16 protein-coding genes and 1 other RNA gene are annotated in these 14,877 nt (G+C 63.2%); 10 read left to right on the forward strand and 7 right to left on the reverse strand.

Features of this window, described 5'->3' with window-relative positions:
* The first annotated feature begins 116 nt into the window (after positions 1-116).
* Complete coding sequence (locus tag ACEXP3_RS18610) at positions 117-1,064, forward strand: AEC family transporter (protein WP_377298579.1); 948 nt, start codon at positions 117-119, stop codon at positions 1,062-1,064.
* Positions 1,065-1,120: 56 nt separating this feature from the next.
* On the opposite strand, the gene ACEXP3_RS18615 is transcribed toward ACEXP3_RS18610, so the two are convergent.
* Positions 1,121-1,696 carry a c-type cytochrome gene (locus ACEXP3_RS18615; protein ID WP_210103948.1) on the reverse strand — a complete coding sequence of 192 codons (576 nt, stop codon included), beginning with the start codon at positions 1,694-1,696 and terminating at the stop codon, positions 1,121-1,123.
* A 166-nt stretch (positions 1,697-1,862) separates the two neighbouring features.
* Here ACEXP3_RS18615 and ACEXP3_RS18620 point away from each other — a divergent pair, with 166 nt between their 5' ends.
* The 3 genes from ACEXP3_RS18620 to ACEXP3_RS18630 are packed head-to-tail and all read left to right on the forward strand — an operon-like array spanning position 1,863 to position 4,432.
* Complete coding sequence (locus tag ACEXP3_RS18620) at positions 1,863-2,618, forward strand: 3-deoxy-manno-octulosonate cytidylyltransferase (protein WP_377298580.1); 756 nt, start codon at positions 1,863-1,865, stop codon at positions 2,616-2,618.
* 14 nt (positions 2,619-2,632) lie between these two features.
* A complete protein-coding gene (locus ACEXP3_RS18625) occupies positions 2,633-3,496 on the forward strand; it encodes a prephenate dehydratase (RefSeq protein ID WP_377298581.1) in 864 nt (287 codons plus the stop codon).
* Between the two features lie 21 nt (positions 3,497-3,517).
* Complete coding sequence (locus ACEXP3_RS18630; protein WP_377298582.1) at positions 3,518-4,432, forward strand: DMT family transporter; 915 nt, start codon at positions 3,518-3,520, stop codon at positions 4,430-4,432.
* Here ACEXP3_RS18630 and nudC read toward each other — a convergent pair whose 3' ends face one another.
* Both nudC and ACEXP3_RS18640 read right to left on the reverse strand, forming a co-directional pair.
* Positions 4,433-5,395, reverse strand: a complete 963-nt coding sequence (gene nudC, locus ACEXP3_RS18635) for an NAD(+) diphosphatase (protein WP_377298583.1) — start codon at positions 5,393-5,395, stop codon at positions 4,433-4,435.
* Positions 5,396-5,414: 19 nt separating this feature from the next.
* Positions 5,415-5,819: an HIT family protein gene (locus tag ACEXP3_RS18640; RefSeq protein ID WP_377298584.1), complete on the reverse strand. Its 405-nt coding sequence runs from the start codon at positions 5,817-5,819 to the stop codon at positions 5,415-5,417.
* Positions 5,820-5,907: 88 nt separating this feature from the next.
* On the opposite strand from ACEXP3_RS18640, the gene ffs reads away from it, so the two are divergent.
* The 3 genes from ffs (at position 5,908) to ACEXP3_RS18655 (ending at position 8,366) form a co-directional block, all read left to right on the forward strand.
* Positions 5,908-6,004: signal recognition particle sRNA small type (gene ffs, locus ACEXP3_RS18645), an RNA gene on the forward strand.
* Positions 6,005-6,088: 84 nt separating this feature from the next.
* Positions 6,089-8,017 carry a DNA polymerase III subunit gamma/tau gene (locus ACEXP3_RS18650; RefSeq protein WP_377298585.1) on the forward strand — a complete coding sequence of 643 codons (1,929 nt, stop codon included), beginning with the start codon at positions 6,089-6,091 and terminating at the stop codon, positions 8,015-8,017.
* Between the two features lie 25 nt (positions 8,018-8,042).
* Entirely contained in the window at positions 8,043-8,366 is a 324-nt protein-coding gene (locus ACEXP3_RS18655) for a YbaB/EbfC family nucleoid-associated protein (protein WP_210103955.1), read from the forward strand.
* 336 nt (positions 8,367-8,702) lie between these two features.
* On the opposite strand, the gene ACEXP3_RS18660 is transcribed toward ACEXP3_RS18655, so the two are convergent.
* The gene (locus tag ACEXP3_RS18660; RefSeq protein ID WP_377298586.1) at positions 8,703-9,326 is read right to left on the reverse strand and encodes an MOSC domain-containing protein; all 624 of its coding nucleotides are present in this window, start codon (positions 9,324-9,326) and stop codon (positions 8,703-8,705) included.
* 56 nt (positions 9,327-9,382) lie between these two features.
* On the opposite strand from ACEXP3_RS18660, the gene recR reads away from it, so the two are divergent.
* Together recR and ACEXP3_RS18670 are read left to right on the forward strand one after the other, a co-directional pair.
* Positions 9,383-9,988: a recombination mediator RecR gene (gene recR, locus ACEXP3_RS18665; protein WP_210103957.1), complete on the forward strand. Its 606-nt coding sequence runs from the start codon at positions 9,383-9,385 to the stop codon at positions 9,986-9,988.
* Positions 9,989-10,028: 40 nt separating this feature from the next.
* The gene (locus tag ACEXP3_RS18670) at positions 10,029-11,264 is read left to right on the forward strand and encodes a lytic murein transglycosylase (protein WP_377298673.1); all 1,236 of its coding nucleotides are present in this window, start codon (positions 10,029-10,031) and stop codon (positions 11,262-11,264) included.
* Positions 11,265-11,309: 45 nt separating this feature from the next.
* On the opposite strand, the gene ACEXP3_RS18675 is transcribed toward ACEXP3_RS18670, so the two are convergent.
* The 3 genes from ACEXP3_RS18675 to ACEXP3_RS18685 all read right to left on the reverse strand — a co-directional run bounded on the left by ACEXP3_RS18675 (position 11,310) and on the right by ACEXP3_RS18685 (position 13,887).
* Complete coding sequence (locus ACEXP3_RS18675; protein WP_210103958.1) at positions 11,310-11,501, reverse strand: hypothetical protein; 192 nt, start codon at positions 11,499-11,501, stop codon at positions 11,310-11,312.
* A gap of 249 nt (positions 11,502-11,750) precedes the next feature.
* On the reverse strand, positions 11,751-12,206 hold the full coding sequence (locus tag ACEXP3_RS18680; protein WP_377298587.1) for a GNAT family N-acetyltransferase: 456 nt from the start codon (positions 12,204-12,206) through the stop codon (positions 11,751-11,753).
* Positions 12,207-12,231: 25 nt separating this feature from the next.
* Positions 12,232-13,887 carry an MFS transporter gene (locus tag ACEXP3_RS18685; protein WP_377298588.1) on the reverse strand — a complete coding sequence of 552 codons (1,656 nt, stop codon included), beginning with the start codon at positions 13,885-13,887 and terminating at the stop codon, positions 12,232-12,234.
* Between the two features lie 335 nt (positions 13,888-14,222).
* Between ACEXP3_RS18685 and rimP the strand changes: the two genes are divergently transcribed.
* The gene (gene rimP, locus ACEXP3_RS18690; protein ID WP_210103962.1) at positions 14,223-14,840 is read left to right on the forward strand and encodes a ribosome maturation factor RimP; all 618 of its coding nucleotides are present in this window, start codon (positions 14,223-14,225) and stop codon (positions 14,838-14,840) included.
* Positions 14,841-14,877 lie beyond the last annotated feature (37 nt).

Consider the following 14,877-nt stretch of genomic DNA (forward strand, 5'->3'; position numbering starts at 1 on the left):
GTGACAAGCGGGCTCGATGCCCGCTTTCTTTTTTTGAGCTGGCGGCCGGGTTCGCGTTTGTCGGTCACGGTCGAATGGGCTAAACGGGGTATCTCCTCTTTGAAAGCCCTTCCCCCGTGTCAGCCGTCTTCGTCAATGTCGCGCCCGTCTTCCTGTTGATCCTCATCGGCTTTCTGGTGGCGCGCACCGGCCTGATGCGCGAAGAGACCGGGGATGCGCTGGCCGAATTCGTCTTCAAGATCGCGCTTCCGACCCTCATCTTCCGCACGCTGGCGGAGGCGCATTTCGAGGGCGCCTCGCCGTTTCGCCTGTGGATCGCCTATTTCGCCGGCGTGGCGGTGACCTGGACGATCGGCCACCTCATTGCAAAGCATGTCTTCGGGCGCGACGAAAAGATCGGCGTCATTGCCGGCATGTCGTCCGCCTTTGCCAACAACGTCTTCATCGGCCTGCCTCTGGTCGGCCGCTCGGTCGGCGATGACGGGCTGGTGGCCCTTTCCATTCTGCTTGCCATCCACCTGCCGCTGATGATGGTGGCCGGCACGATCCTGATGGAACATGCGAGCGCCAAAGTGGATGGTGGCGGGCGGCGCAGCCTGGTGACGGTTCTGAAACAGGTGGCCACCAATCTCTCGCGCAACCCGCTTGTGATTGCGCTGACGTTCGGCCTTGCCTTCAACATCTCCGGCCTTGGCGCGCTCCCGGTCGTGCTCAAGAGCGTGGTGGACCAGATCGCCGCCGTGACTGCCGCGTCCGCGCTTATTTCGCTCGGCATGACGCTGAAGAAATATCCGGTGCATGGCAATCTGTCGCTGGCAGCAGTGATGGCCGTGCTGAAACTGCTGCTGCTGCCGGCTGTCGTTTATGGTCTTGCCCATCTGCTCGGTCTGTCGAAACCCTGGACGGCGGCGATTGTGCTGACCTCTTCGGTGCCGACCGGCATCAATGCCTGGATCATCGCCACCCGCTTCCGCTCCGGCCAGAGCCTTGCCGCCTCGGTGATCAGCATCACCACCATCACCGGCATCGTCACCGTCAGCTTCTGGGCCTGGCTGCTGAGCTGACCCCCGGACGCAAAAAGGCCCGGACGAACCGGGCCTTTTCAGACTTTATCGAAAAATCAGTTGGTCGCCGGTGCGGCAGCCGGATCCGGCAGCGGCGCGGGGCTATCGGACAGCGACCGCAGATAAGCGATCACGTTTGCCCGCTCCTGATCGTTCTTCAGGCCGGCAAAGCCCATGGCTGTGCCCTTGATATAGGCCTTCGGCGCCGTCAGGAAGTGGTTGAGATGCTCATAATCCCACTTCTCCGCGCCACCCTTGGAAAAGTCCTTGATGGCCGCGGAATAGCTGAAGGCTTCATGCGCTGCGATCGGCCGATTGACGACGCCCCACAGGCCGGGTCCGACCTTGTTGGGGCTGCTCGGTTCGGCCGAATGACAGCTCGCACATTTCTTGAACACGGTTGCCCCTGCCGTTGCATCGGCGCTGGCCAGCAGCTTGGCGATCGGCACGGCGGCCGGCGCGGCGGCACCGGCAGCGCCCCCCTCGGCCGGCGCCTCTTCGGCCACGATGGCAAATCCCGGCTTTTCGGGTGCTTTCGCGTGGAAAAGACCTTCCGAGGCGATCGAGACCGACATCATCACGAAGACAGTGCCGAGCAAGGCCCCCGCGGCCATGTTCGTATAGGAATTCATCCGAGAAAAGCTCCTTCCCGCCCGCCGGCCCACCCGCCGGAATCACAGGCGTCCCACCTTGAAATCCGTTGAAAGCTATGTCTTTTGCAGGATCGGTGCAACCTGAATCACGTTGCAGCCCCTGAGACCTTTTGCCATCCCACCGGCAGTGCCAGAAGAGAAATCAATGCGCAATACGGCTTTTGACAAGACGCTCGTTCTTATTCCGGCGCGCATGGCCTCCACCCGCCTGCCGGGAAAGCCGCTCGCCGACATCAACGGTGCCCCGATGATCGTGCAGGTGGCGCGCCGCGCCCGTGAAGCCGATGTCGGCCGCGTCATGGTGGCCGTCGACGACCAGGACGTCTTCAATGCCGTCAAGGCCGCAGGCTTCGACGTGGTGATGACGCGCGCCGACCACCAGTCCGGCTCCGACCGCATTCACGAGGCCCTGGTGGCCGCAGACCCCGACGGCAAGGTCGAGTATGTCGTCAATATCCAGGGCGATCTTCCCACCATCGAGGCGTCCGCTGTCCATGCCTCGCTGCGTCCGATGCAGGATCCGGCCGTCGATATCGCCACGCTGACCGTCGAGATCGACAACGAGGAAGACAAGGTGCTGCCGCATATCGTCAAGGTGGTAGGTTCGCCGATTGCCGAAAACCGCCTGCGCGCGCTCTATTTCACGCGCGCCACCGCTCCTTATGGCGATGGCCCGCTCTACCACCATATCGGCCTCTACACCTATCGCCGCGCAGCGCTCGAACGCTTCGTCACGCTCGGTCCCTCCGTCCTGGAACAGCGCGAGAAGCTTGAGCAATTGCGGGCGCTCGAGGCCGGCATGCGCATCGACGTGGAGATCGTTGACTCCGTGCCGCTCGGCGTCGATACTCCCGCCGACCTTGAAAAGGCGCGCGCGATCCTCGCCGGCCGCCCCCTCTGACCGGACATCCCCTCATGTCTTCGACCACCAATCGCATCGCCTTCCAGGGCGATCACGGCGCCAACTCCGACATGGCCTGCCGGGACATGTTCCCGACCATGGAACCCCTGCCCTGCCCGACCTTCGAGGATGCCTTTACGGCGCTGGAAAGCGGCGAGGCGGATCTGGCGATGATCCCCATCGAAAATACGCTGGCCGGGCGTGTCGCCGACATCCACCACCTGCTGCCCGATTCGCGCCTGCACATCATCGGTGAGTATTTCATGCCCATCCGCTTCCAGCTGATGGTGCTGCCGGGCGTTTCGCGCGAAGAAATCCGCACCGTCCACAGCCATATCCATGCGCTTGGCCAGTGCCGCAAGATCATCCGCTCGAACGGCTGGAAGGGCGTCGTCGCCGGCGATACGGCTGGCGCCGCACGGCTGGTGTCGGAGCGCGGCGACCGCTCGATGGCAGCCCTTGCGCCGCGTCTGGCCGCCGGTCTCTACGGGCTTGAAATCATGCAGGAAAACGTCGAGGATTCCGAGCATAACGTCACCCGTTTCGTGGTTCTGTCGCGCGACGAGCAATGGGCTCACCGAACGAGCGCCGACGACCTCATCGTCACCACCTTCGTCTTCAATGTGCGCAATATTCCAGCCGCCCTCTACAAGGCGATGGGCGGCTTTGCGACGAACGGCATCAACATGACGAAGCTCGAAAGCTACCAGATCGGCGGCAAGTTCGTGGCAACCCAGTTCTATGCCGATATCGAGGGCCACCCGGAGGATGCGCCGGTGCGCCGAGCCCTGGAGGAGCTGCGCTTCTTTTCCGAAAAGGTCCGCATTCTCGGCAGCTATCTCGGCCATCCCATGCGCCGGTCGCTCAACGGCTCGTAACGAGCCTGAAAAGGAGACCGCATGCTTTTAGGCATCTTGGCCGGCCTCCTCACCGGAGCGCTGTGGGGCTTGACCTTTGTGGCCGCGCGCCTCGTGCATCCCTTCTCCGTCTGGGACATCACGATCGGCCGCTACTTCGTCTTCGGCATCACCTGCCTCATCACCATGCTGCATCCGCGCTTTCGCCTGCAGGGTGTCGGCGTCAAGCGCGCGCTGATCGGCATGTCGCTCGGCGTCATTGGATATGTCGGCTATTTTCTCTTGGCCTCGCAGGCCGTCCTTCTGGCCGGTCCCGTCATTCCGCCGCTGATCATCGGCGTCACGCCGGTGGTGCTGCCGGCGATCGCCAACCTGATGGAGCGCACCATCGCCTGGCGCCGGCTTGCCGCACCTCTGGTGATGATTGCGGCCGGCATCCTGGTGGTCAATCTCGAGCTGGTGGCTAAGCTCGACATTGCCGGACAGCGCATGGTGCTGGCGGGTGCCGGCTGCGCGGTGGCAGCCCTTCTCGTCTGGGTGATCTACGGCATCGTCAATTCCCGCCTGATGCGGGCCGACAATCCTCCAAGTGCCATGGACTGGACCACCCTGCATGGGCTGGGCGCGCTGATCGGCTCGATCCTGCTTCTGCCCATGGCCTCCGACGCCTATCAGACCGTGCCCTCCGAGGTGCTGATACGTTTCGTCCTCTGGTCCGTGGTGCTGGGCATGGCCGCTTCCTGGCTTGCCACCTGGTGCTGGAGCTTTGCCTCGAACCGGCTGCCGCTGGCGCTGACGGCCCAGCTCATCGTGGCGGAAACCGTGTTCGGCCTGATCTTTGGGCTCACCATGGACCTGCGCCTTCCGACCCCATCGGAAGGGTTCGGCTGCCTTCTGCAGGTGATCGGCGTCTCGCTTGCCGTGCGCGAATTCACCCGGCGGAAAACGGCGTCCTGATCAGCGGTTCCACTCCACCCAGTCGCGCAGCAAGCGATGGGCAATGGCACCGCGCATCGGCGCCGACGGCCCCTCGCCCGCCGGATCAGCCGCCAGCATGGCCAAAACCTCGGCGCGCGAAAACCAGCGGCAATCCTCGAGCTCCTGGGCGTCGATGTGGATCTCTTCGCTGAGAGCCTCGGCATAACAGCCGATCATCAGCGAATGCGGCATCGGCCAGGGTTGTGACGCGTGGTAGCGCACGCGTCCGGTGACGATGCCCGATTCCTCGCGCGTTTCGCGGCGCACGGCATCCTCGATAGTTTCCGCCGGCTCGACGAAACCGGCAAGCGCCGAATACATGCCCGGCGTAAAGTGATGGCCGCGGCCAAGCAGCACGCGATCGCGCGCCTCGTCCACCGTCAGCATGATGACGACAGGATCGGTGCGCGGAAACATCATATGCGCGCAGGCTGGGCAGATGCGCTTGTAGCCGGCAAGCTGGCTTTGCGTCCTCGTTCCGCATTTGCCGCAGAACCGGTTGGCCTCGTTCCAGTGCAGAAGGCTGACGGCCTGCGCCACCTCGCCCAGCACCTCCTCCGCGACCAGGCCATCGCGCAGGGCCGAGCGGGGATCCGTCAGGCGAAACGACAGTGCAAGCGCGTCCGCAGGCTCAAGGACCGGAACGGCAAGGCGCGGCGACCCATCCTGGCGCTTTCCCAAAAGGATGGCGCCCGCCAGATCCGGCCGAAGAGCCTCAAGCTCCGCACGGTCAAACAGCGGATCAAGCGTACCCTCAGTCTCCTTCAGCAGGAGCCGGTTGCCGGAAAACGCCAGGAGCGTTGCGCCGCCCACCGCCAGCGCCTGATCAAGGCTGTCTTCCGTGCGGTGTTCGGCATCGCGGTCCAGCCGGTTGCCGGTGAATGCCGTCAGCCGGCTTGCTTCGCCGTGCGGGGAATCGGTATCGAAGAGGGAAAGGGTCATGGGGCCAAATCTTGAAGGGTCAGAGGGCTTTATCGAGGGCTGCAAGGAAAGCTCGCTTCTGCTCCTCGTCGTAAGGTACGGCAGAACCGTGGCCCCAGATCGGCCCCGGCCAGTTGGGATCCCCCTCGTTTCGCGCCACCACATGGACGTGAAGCTGCGACACGATATTGCCGAGCGCCCCGACATTGATCTTTTTCGCGCCGGTGACCCGCTTCAGTGCCTGCGCCACAAGGTTCGTCTCGAAGGTCAGCATAGCCTGGTCAAGCGGCGTCAGATCGAAGATCTCGGTCATTCCCGGCCGCTGCGGCACCAGCATCAGCCAAGGCCAGCGGCTATCGTTCAGGATGCGCAGCTGACAAAGGCCGAGCACCGTCACGAGATCGGAATCGCGCGCCAGCCGGGCATCCAGGTCGAATTGGCTCAAGGGTTTCCTCCTGCTTTTTTTGTCTTGCTAGCAGTTTTTTGGAAGCTTGGCTTGCATTTGCGTACGTTATTGCCGATATGTCGCCTCGGGAGGTTGGTGGTGGACGAGCCACTCGCCAACCGGGTCAGGTCCGGAAGGAAGCAGCCCTAACGAGCCAGGCACGGGTCGCCGTGCCAGCCTCCCACCTCATTTCCTAGTTGGCCAGCGTCCGGTCGGTCCGCAATCCGGCAGAGGCCGGGGGCGGTCTTGAAGAAGGCTGGCGGAACCTCATGAGCGACATAGAGCCGCCGGTAAACGGGCCGACAGTTTCGGGAAACACCGCGACGGCCAATGCCGGCTACCGGGTCCTGGCACGAAAATACCGCCCGAAGGATTTCTCCGACCTGATGGTCGGCCAGGAACCGATGGTGCGCACCCTCACCAACGCGTTCGAGACCGGCCGCATCGCGCAGGCCTACATGCTGACCGGCGTGCGCGGCGTCGGCAAGACGACGACCGCCCGCATTCTGGCGCGCGCGCTGAATTACAAGACCGCCGACATCGACAAGCCGACCATCGACCTGCGCATCCCCGGCGAACATTGCCAGGCGATCATGGAAGGCCGCCATGTCGACGTGATCGAGATGGACGCTGCCTCCCATACCGGCATCGACGACATCAGAGAAATCATCGAGCAGGTGCGTTATCGCCCGGTATCGGCGCGCTACAAGGTCTATATCATCGACGAAGTGCACATGCTCTCGACGCAGGCCTTCAACGGCCTGTTGAAGACGCTCGAAGAGCCGCCGGAGCATGTGAAATTCATCTTCGCCACCACCGAGATCCGCAAGGTTCCGATCACCGTCCTGTCGCGCTGCCAGCGTTTTGACCTGCGCCGCATCAGTGCGGCCGATCTGGTCGGCCTGTTCTCGACCATTCTCGACAAGGAAGCCGTGCCCTTCGAGCCGGAAGCGCTCTCCATGGTGGCGCGTGCCGCCGAGGGTTCGGCGCGCGACGGCCTGTCGCTCCTCGACCAGGCGATTGCCCATGGCGGCGGCAGCGTGCAGGTGGAAACCGTGCGCGGTATGCTGGGCCTTGCCGACCGCGCCCGCATCGTCGATCTCTTCGAGCATGTGGTAAAGGGTGACGTGACGGCGGCACTGTCCGAATTTACTGCCCAGTATGAAGCAGGCGCGAGCCCCGTCGTGGTGCTGACGGATCTCGCCGACTTCACCCATCTCGTCACCCGCATCAAATATATTCCGGATGCCGCAGACGACCCGTCCTTGAGTGAAGTGGAGCGCCTGCGCGGCGCCGAATTTGCCGGTACGGTCGCCGTCAGCACGCTGTCGCGCATCTGGCAGATGCTGCTGAAGGGCATTCCGGAGGCGGAAAATTCATCGCGTCCGGCCGGCGCTGCCGAAATGGTGCTGATCCGGCTCACCCATGCCGCGCACCTTCCCTCGCCGGAAGATGCCGCGCGTCGCATGGCCGATCTTCTCTCCGGCGGCGGCAGCGATCCGGCGGCCTCACCCTCGCCGGCCGGCAATGGCAATGGCGGCGCGCGCGCAATGGCGGCCCCGCAGGTGACGGCAATGGCACGCGGTTCCGATGCGGGACAGGCTGCCCGCATGCCTTCAGGCGGCGCGACCGCCATGCTGGCCGCAGTGCCGGCCTCTTCCCCGCCGATGGCGATGGGGCAGACCGAGGCGCAGCCGGATGCCAGGCCCGCGCCGCAGCAGAGACAGCAGACGCAGCCGAAGGTGTCGATCACCTCGCTGTCAGATATTGCCGATCTCTGCACCAAGAATCGCGATCCGAAGCTGAAGGCGCTGTTGCGGGGCTTCGTGCGGCTGGTGAAGGTGGAACCCGGGCGGCTCGAAATCAACCTGCCGACCGATGCGCCGAAAAGCATTGTCGGCGACCTGCAGAAGCGCCTCGAAGAATGGACCGACATCCGCTGGATGGTGATCCTCAGCCGCGAAGCCGGGTCGCAGACGCTGTCCGAGCAGGAAACGGAGGCCCGCGAGGCGCGTCTCACCGATGCGCGATCCGATCCGGATGTCGCCGCCATCCTGTCGCAGTTTCCCGGCGCCCGCATCACCGACGTGCGCATCCGGGTGACGGAGATAACCGACGATGCCGACGAGGCGCCGCCACCGGCAACCATCGAAAGTGCCGAAGGCGATATCCTGCCCGGCGACGACATGGAATTCTAACGACAAGCATAAAGGAGCGGACCCGATGCGCGACATCATGGGCATGATGGGCAAGGTCAAGGAAATGCAGGCCAAGATGGAAAAGGTGCAGGAGGAGATCGCTGCCCTTGAAATCGAAGGCAAGGCCGGCGGCGGCCTCGTCACTGTCGTCCTCAACGGCAAGGGCGAGATGCGCGGCCTGAAGATCGATCCCTCCCTCTTCAAGGAAGACGAGGTGGAAATCCTCGAAGACCTGATCGTGGCCGCCCACAAGGATGCCAAGGACAAGGGTGAAGCCCAGGCGCAGGAAAAGATGGCAGCCTTGACCGCCGGCCTGCCGCTGCCGCCCGGCATGAAGCTGCCGTTCTAAGGCAGGCGCAAGGCCGCAGCGGGAGCGCTGGGAAACAAGCTTTTGCTCTCCAAGACGTTGCATGGGTCAAATGGGTCGCCCCAATGTCCCTTCGCCTCGTCAAAACCAGGGCTATCGCATATGAGACAAGTCCCCTCCCAAACCCTCCCCACAAGGGGGAGGGCTTAATCCAGTCGCACCGTCTGATGCGGGAACAGGGCGCTTGTCACATCGGTTCTCCCCCCTTGTGGGGGAGATGCCCGGCAGGGCAGAGAGGGTCTTATTTCAATGCGATAGCCCTACCGTCAAAACAGGGAAAAGGTGCCGGGAGCCGGATGAGGGGCAGACAGCCCCGCCTCAACTGCCCGCCTTTTCCAGATCCGCGCGCAGCTTCGTGTGGATCGGTGCTGAGAGATACCGCGCCCGATCTTCCGGCGTCAGCCTCTTTCCAAACGCCCGCATCATCTCCACGATCGGCACTTTTTCACCGGAAAATGCTTCTAACGTGACCGCCTCGTCCCGGCTCACGGTTCCCGGCACAAAAACACGGCAGTAAATGCCGGGCCGGCCCGCTGCCATATAGCGCTTGGCAAACTTTGCATCTCCCATGTGGGCGGAAAACGTGTTGCAGGGTATTCGAGCGGACGTCGCCTCCAGCACCACCCCGCCTGAGAGGTAAAAGCGATCACCGGCGCAGACATCCCGGTTGTCGAGGCCACCGATAACGAGGTTCTCGCCAAAAAGGCCCGGCGCCACCGGATGACCGAGCGCCTCGGCCCACCAGTCCAGCGTCAGACTGCCCTCCACATAGACCGCCTGATCCGGCCCGCCGTGGTATTTGCGGTTGCAGATCGCATCGCCGACAAGGCCGTTTTCATCAACCAGCACCGCGCCCGCAACAGAGTGCTTGTTGATGCCCGTCTTATAACTTTTTCCCGGCAGTTTTTCCGCCTGACCGAGACAGATGGCGCTGACTTTCATGGGGCAAGCCTCACTGTGCGATTCCGTTTTCCAGACATATGGTCTAAAAGCGGCGCATGGCAAAACGTGTGACCGGTCCCGAAATCGAAAAACTCATCCAGTTGCTGGCAAAGGTTCCGGGGCTTGGCCCCCGCTCCGCACGCCGCGCAGCCCTGCACCTCATCAAGAAGCGCGAACAGCTGATGGGTCCGCTGTCGGCCGCCATGGGCGAGGCCTATGACAAGGTAAAAGTCTGCTCGCGCTGCGGCAATGTCGATACGGTCGATCCCTGCACGGTCTGCACCGACGAGCGACGCGACCAGGCCGTCATCATCGTGGTAGAGGACGTGTCCGACCTCTGGGCGCTGGAACGGGCCGGCGCGATGAACACGTCCTACCACGTGCTTGGCGGCACGCTGTCGCCGCTCGATGGCGTCGGACCGGATGACCTCAACATCAAGGGCCTCATCGACCGGGTGAGCGAAGGCGGCATCCGCGAAATCATTCTTGCGGTGAACGCCACCGTCGAGGGACAGGCGACGGCCCATTACATCACCGACCGTCTGGGCGATCTCGACGTGCGCATCACGCGGCTTGCCCATGGCGTGCCGGTCGGCGGCGAGCTTGACTACCTCGACGAGGGCACGCTGACGGCAGCGCTTCGTGCGCGCACCGCGATCTGAGGAGAACAGGCTCATGTTGAGAACGACCGCCCGGCGGCGCATAGCCGGCGCCATCGCCATTCTTGCCCTGTCTCTCCTGCCGCTTCCGGCGCTGGCCGCCCCCTCCAAAGCTCAGGTGGAAGGGCAGTTCCGCACCTGGCTTGCCAGCGAAATCACGCCAGAGGCGCGCAAGGCCGGCGTTTCCGCTCGCACCGTCGAGAACGCGCTGAACGGCGTGAAACTGTATTGGGACCTGCCGGATCTGGTGCCGCCCGGCACCACGCCGCCGAAGGAGCGTGACCAGAGCCAGGCGGAGTTTTCATCCCCCGGCGCCTATTTTTCCGAGCAGCGGCTGCAGGGCCTTGCCGCGACGGGCCGCTCGTTGGCGGCCACACATGCGGCAACGCTGCGCAAGATCGAGCAGACCTATGGCGTGCCGGGCGCCATCGTGCTCGCCGTCTGGGGTCGAGAATCCGGCTATGGGCGGGCAAAGCTGCCCTATCCGGCGCTCGACGTTCTCGCCACAAAAGCCTTCATGTCGACCCGCAAGGACATGTTCCGCACCGAGCTGATCGACGCGCTGCGCATCATCGAGCATGGCGACATCACCGCGGACAAGATGATGGGCTCCTGGGCGGGCGCCCTTGGCCAGCCGCAGTTCATGCCGTCTAGCTATGCCCGCTATGCGGTGGATTTCGACGGCGACGGACGCGCCGACATCTGGAATTCGGTGCCGGACACGCTGGCCTCGATTGCCCATTATCTGGCGCTGAAGGGCTGGAGCCGAGGGCGCGACTGGGGATTTGAGGTGTCTATCCCGCAAAACGTCTCCTGCGCGCAGGAGGGGCCGGATCTGGCCAAGCCGATTTCCACCTGGGCTGGCATGGGCATCCGCCGCGTCTCGGGCAAGACCTTTCCCGCCGCGGAGCAGAGGGTCGACGGCATGATGCTGGTGCCGGCCGGCCGCCACGGTCCGGAATTCATCGTCACGCCGAATTTCTACGTGCTGAAGGAATACAACAATTCCGACCTCTACGCGCTCTTCATCGGCAATCTGGCCGATCGTATCGCCTATGGTGCCGGGGCCTTCGAGGGCTCTTGGGGGCCGGTGGGCAAAATGCTGCGCTCGGATGTTCTGTCCATGCAGAAGACCTTGCAGGCCAAGGGCTACGATGTCGGCAATGCCGACGGGCTTGCCGGCTTCAAGACCCGCCGTTCGCTGGGGGACTGGCAGCAGAAGAACGGGCTGTCTCCTACCTGTTTTCCGGACGAGAGCCTGAAGGCAAAGCTGCGCTGACAGCTCACTTTCGAGCCTCAACAGACTATCTCGGTATAGGCAGCATCAACGCCGATTTTTGAAATAGAACATGAGCGCTTTGACGCTGATTGCCATTGTGAATGCGGCCAAAACGAGCCACAGGCCGGCGAAAACGTAGAATGCAGCGGGGTCGCTACTCAGCTCGATCAGTGTGCTGTCCCTTCTGCTCAAACCCATGATGACCCCGTTGATCAGATGATGAACCACCATGCCCAAGACTATGGGTCCTAAAAGGATCTTGCCAATCAAAGCACAATAAAACTTGAGACGACCTTCTTCCACCCGAAAACCTCACAACTCCTGCCTTCGTGGTTTGTCACACGACAACATCCGGCGCTATCAAACACCATATCAATCCGCTTATCGCGTATTCTTGACGAAAATCTCGACCTCTTCCATGTTAATGAACTTGAAATATACATTGGGACGAAGCTGGCGACGGTCGGAAATCGGGAAATGAGACCACTAGAGCGTTAGCTTCAAACCCGCATGGCTGTTTTCAAAGCCAAGCTTTTCATAGAAGCGGTGGGCATCCTCGCGCCTGCGATCAGAGGTGAGTTGCACGAGCCTGCAGCCGCGCTTTCGACACGTCTCGATGGCCCAGACCATCATCTCGCGGCCGATGCCGCGTCCACGCGCCTGCCCGGCCACCCGCACACTTTCGATCTGCCCGCGCCACAGGCCAAGCCGCGACAGGCCGGGGATGAAGCTTACCTGAAGACAGCCGATCACCTGACCCTCTTCGGACACGGCGACGGCGAGCATCTGGTTTTCATCCCGGTCGATGGCCTCGAAGGCCTCGACATAGCGCCGATCGACGGGATCCGACACCACTTCGCGGGCAAGGCCCAGCGCGTCGTCGGCCAGCATGGCGACGATGGCGGAAAGGTCGTCGCGGCGTGCCTTGCGGATCGTCACCATGCGTGCCTCCGAGAATCCGTTGCTGTCAGTGGTGAATATCAAGCGCAGACTTCAGAAAGACTTCGTCGCGCGCATTAAGCGGCGGAATGGCCTGGCGCTCAATCATGCGGTGGACACGCGGTCCCTCCGGCCCGGCATGAAGCGCCCGGATGCGCGACCAGACCTCGGCATCTGCCTGGGTGCGGCGCTGGTTATGGCGCACGTAATCGGCCCAGGTCGCCGTGTGATAGGTCTCCGTCCAGATATCCGGGTTTTCCAGGTCGCGCAGCAGCCCCCACTGGCGCGCGCCGTCACGGATGCGGATGCGCCGGCGCTCCGACATCAGGGTCAGGAACTCGGCGACGTTTTCCTCGCGGATCGTATAATCGACGAGCAGCACGATCGGGCCGCTGCGCGGCTGGAGGTCGAGCCTCAGCGAGGGTTCGCGAAAGGTGTTGACGGGATCAAGGTTCAGCGTTTCCAGCGAGGGCAGCCACAGTTTCCAGCCGATCGCGGCGCCCACCACCAGGGCAAGGCTTGCCAGCATCAGCGCCGTCGCCACTCCATGCTCTTCGGCAAGCGCGCCCCAGACCCAGCTGCCAACTGCAATGCCGCCGAAGGCCGCCGTCTGGTAGAAGGAAAGCGCCCGCCCGACCACCCAGCGCGGCGTCGACAGCTGCACCGTGGTGTTGAACAGGGAAAGCGCCAGCACCCAGCAGGCGCCGGGGATCAGAAGCACGAGACAGGTAAGCCAAGTGACGGTCGACAGCGCGGAGACCACGGCACTGACTGCAAAGCCGGTAAAGGCGATGCGCACGATCATCTCGCTCGAAAACATCTCGCGCAGCCGGGCATTCAGCATGGCGCCGCCCACCGCCCCGACGCCGAATGCACCCAGCATGAAGCCATAGGTCAGCGGCCCGCCGGAGACGAGATCACGCGCGACCAGCGGCAGAAGCGCCAGGATGGCGCTCGCCGAAAGACCGAAGAGAGCCGAGCGGAACAGCACGTTCAGGAGTTTCGGCGACATCGCCACATAGCCGAAGCCGGCCGACAGCGCCCGCCCCAGCGTTTCGCGCGGCAGTCTGCTTTCCGCCTCCTCCTGCTTCCAGCGCCACAGCGCATAGATCAGCGCAAAATAGCTGGCGGCATTGACGGCAAAGGCGGCCGCCGCGCCAAACGCTGCGACGATGGCGCCGCCGATGGCCGGGCCGACGCTTCGGGTGATGTTGAAGCCGACGCTGTTCAGCGTCACCGCCGCCGGCAGAACAGGGCGCGGCACGAGATCCCCGACAGACGCCTGCCAGGACGGATTGTTGAGCGCCGTGCCGCAGCCGATGAGGAAGGTGAAGGCAAGCAGCGCCCAGGGTGTCAGCCAGCCGAAGAAGGCAAAGACCGTCAGCAAAAGCGAGATCACCAGCATGAAACCCTGCGCCGTCAGCATGATGCGGCGGCGGTTGTAATTATCGGCAAGGGCGCCTGCGACCAGCGAAAACAGCATGATCGGCAGCGCCGTGGAGGACTGCACCAGGGCCACCATGTTCTCCGACGAGGAAATCGCCGTCATCATCCAGGCAGCCCCCACGGCCTGGATCAGGCCACCGAAATTGGAGGCGATGCTGGCAATCCAGATGGTGCGGAATGTCTGGTAACCGAAAGGCGCCAGGGGTGAGACCCGCTCGGGCACGGTGAACCTCTTCATGCTCTTGATGCTGCCGGCTAAACTAGTCAGCGCCGGGCTGACGGCAAGCGCAAAAAACACAGCGGCCCGTCCTCTTGCGGCCGATCTACTCTGATCGGCCGCAAACCTCTCCAGCGAGCCGCCGCAGTCTGGACCAGCCGCGCGCGGAGCGCTTCCTTGCCCGCAAACACCCAGGCTTTGCGGGCACGCTTGCAATTGCGGCGCTGAAAGCGTATATGGCTCTCATATTCTTGATCGTCAGATGAAGGGTGGGGCCTGACCGGGACCCGCTCTTTTTTGTTAGGCGGTCAGTTCGCAGCATCATCGCCGGGACGGCGACAGCGCCGAAAGACCAAATGCAGGACAGCACCAAGGAACCGCGTCTCATCGTCGAGACAGGCCTCGACCTCCGGGTCGCCGAAATCATCGAGCCGACGCTCGAAGCGATGGATTTCCGTCTCGTCAGGGTTCGTCTGATGAACCAGAACGGCCTGACCTTGCAGATCATGTGCGAGCGTGACGACGGAACCATGGATGTCGAGGGCTGCGAAGCCGTGTCCATGGCGGTTTCTCCGGTTCTGGATGTGGAAGATCCGATCGACAAGGCGTATCATCTGGAAGTGTCGTCGCCCGGCATCGACCGTCCGATGGTGCGCAAGTCCGATTTCAGCCGCTGGAGCGGGCACCTTCTGAAGTGCGAAACCTCCGTGATGCTCGATGGCCGCAAGCGTTTTCGCGGCAAGATCATCGCAACCGACGAGAACGGTTTCACGCTGGAGCGCGACCAGGCCGCCTATGGCGAAGAGCCGCGCGTGACCGTGCCCTATTCGGCGCTTGCCGAGGCAAAGCTGATCCTGACCGACGACCTGATCCGCGACGCCTTGAAGGCCGACAAGCTGGCCAAGGCCGAAGCTGCAAACCAGAACGACGAAGACCTGAGTGATGACGACCTGGGTGAAGATCACCAGGGCTGACCGCTCCCGGACCAACCGATCCACGCTGCCTGCCTTG

This window comes from Neorhizobium fuzhouense, from assembly GCF_042611105.1.
Lineage (GTDB): Bacteria > Pseudomonadota > Alphaproteobacteria > Rhizobiales > Rhizobiaceae > Neorhizobium > Neorhizobium galegae_A.

Coding starts and splice junctions, on each gene's coding strand:
- ACEXP3_RS18615 (WP_210103948.1), bottom strand. CDS start 1,696: ATGAATTCCTATACGAACATGGCCGCGGGGGCCTTGCTCGGCACTGTC.
- ACEXP3_RS18620 (WP_377298580.1), top strand. CDS start 1,863: ATGCGCAATACGGCTTTTGACAAGACGCTCGTTCTTATTCCGGCGCGC.
- ACEXP3_RS18625 (WP_377298581.1), top strand. CDS start 2,633: ATGTCTTCGACCACCAATCGCATCGCCTTCCAGGGCGATCACGGCGCC.
- ACEXP3_RS18630 (WP_377298582.1), top strand. CDS start 3,518: ATGCTTTTAGGCATCTTGGCCGGCCTCCTCACCGGAGCGCTGTGGGGC.
- nudC (WP_377298583.1), bottom strand. CDS start 5,395: ATGACCCTTTCCCTCTTCGATACCGATTCCCCGCACGGCGAAGCAAGC.
- ACEXP3_RS18650 (WP_377298585.1), top strand. CDS start 6,089: ATGAGCGACATAGAGCCGCCGGTAAACGGGCCGACAGTTTCGGGAAAC.
- ACEXP3_RS18655 (WP_210103955.1), top strand. CDS start 8,043: ATGCGCGACATCATGGGCATGATGGGCAAGGTCAAGGAAATGCAGGCC.
- ACEXP3_RS18660 (WP_377298586.1), bottom strand. CDS start 9,326: ATGAAAGTCAGCGCCATCTGTCTCGGTCAGGCGGAAAAACTGCCGGGA.
- recR (WP_210103957.1), top strand. CDS start 9,383: ATGGCAAAACGTGTGACCGGTCCCGAAATCGAAAAACTCATCCAGTTG.
- ACEXP3_RS18680 (WP_377298587.1), bottom strand. CDS start 12,206: ATGGTGACGATCCGCAAGGCACGCCGCGACGACCTTTCCGCCATCGTC.
- ACEXP3_RS18685 (WP_377298588.1), bottom strand. CDS start 13,887: ATGAAGAGGTTCACCGTGCCCGAGCGGGTCTCACCCCTGGCGCCTTTC.
- rimP (WP_210103962.1), top strand. CDS start 14,223: ATGCAGGACAGCACCAAGGAACCGCGTCTCATCGTCGAGACAGGCCTC.